This is a genomic window from Bacteroides sp. NSJ-48, from assembly GCF_014287405.1.
Lineage (GTDB): Bacteria > Bacteroidota > Bacteroidia > Bacteroidales > Bacteroidaceae > Bacteroides > Bacteroides stercoris.
On record NZ_JACOOD010000111.1, the window covers coordinates 1 to 1,037 of the forward strand.

General features: G+C 37.4%; 1 protein-coding gene. It reads right to left on the reverse strand.

The window, feature by feature from the left end; genetic code table 11:
- Window positions 1–21: 21 nt before the first annotated feature.
- Entirely contained in the window at window positions 22–927 is a 906-nt protein-coding gene (locus H8S52_RS19690; protein ID WP_117956277.1) for an IS982 family transposase, read from the reverse strand.
- Window positions 928–1,037 lie beyond the last annotated feature (110 nt).

Here is a 1,037-nt window from a genome sequence, read left to right on the forward strand (position 1 = left end):
TAACGTGAGTTCGAAATAAAATCAAAAAATAGCAAGTTGTCCGTCATTGACAAAATTTACGTCAATGGCGGGCTTCTTTTCAAAAAAGCAGTATGCCGCGATAGCCGACAAGGAGTTGGCTATAAAGTTACTGAATGAACGATGTCTTGAGTGTTCAATTTGTGCGATGTTCTTCAGTTCGTCATTGACCGTTTCAATCAAGGCTCTTTTTCTTAGCAAAATCTTGTCGGCAATACTCATCAGTGAGTTCCTCATATTATTTTTAACTTTAGTAACAAGCTGTATGCCATTAAGAAAAAGGTTTTCAAACAGAGCCTGACCTATATATCCCTTGTCTGCACATAGTTTTCCTTTGATGTTTTCCAGAAACTTACCCTGTTTCAACGGTTCCCGGTCATCCACGTTTCCAGGTGTGAACATGAAATTGAGGATCTCTCCTTTGTCATTGATTATCAGATGCAGCTTGAATCCGAAGAACCATCCCATAGAACATCTTCCACGCTCGGCAAGCCCTTCAAATGTCTTATGAATCAAGATTCTTTGGTTACGACATACACATAAGGGAGTGGAATCAACGAAACTGATGCCGGTACAAGTTCCCAGCAGTACTTTTTTGATGAATATGGTCATGGGAAGCAATACTTCCTTCTCCAGTTCCACAAAACGGTTATAAGAAACCTGACGAGGAAAAAGGTGTTTCAGATGTTTACAGACATACTCCTTGTAGTAATGCTTGAAACAACGGAAACCACCGGAGTGAAACAGGATTAGAATAACCATAATCTCTGCATCACTCATACGGTTGGGTTTGTTACGATGCATGGTCTTCATATCCTTAATCATATATTTTTCCTGTTGCAATGTAAATTCCTTGCAAAAATCATCGGCCATACAATAAATCTCTGTAACTTTAGACTCTGGAAACATAGTGGTAATCGTTTAAATGTTATAATTCAGCACTATAAATTTAATACTTTTATCGCTATGTTTCTAATTATAAGTGAAATATATTTATTCTTATTTCGAACTCACGTTAA

Bases quoted from the DNA above. Each gene is read 5' to 3' on its own strand.
- H8S52_RS19690 (WP_117956277.1), bottom strand. From the start codon at position 927: ATGTTTCCAGAGTCTAAAGTTACAGAGATTTATTGTATGGCCGATGAT.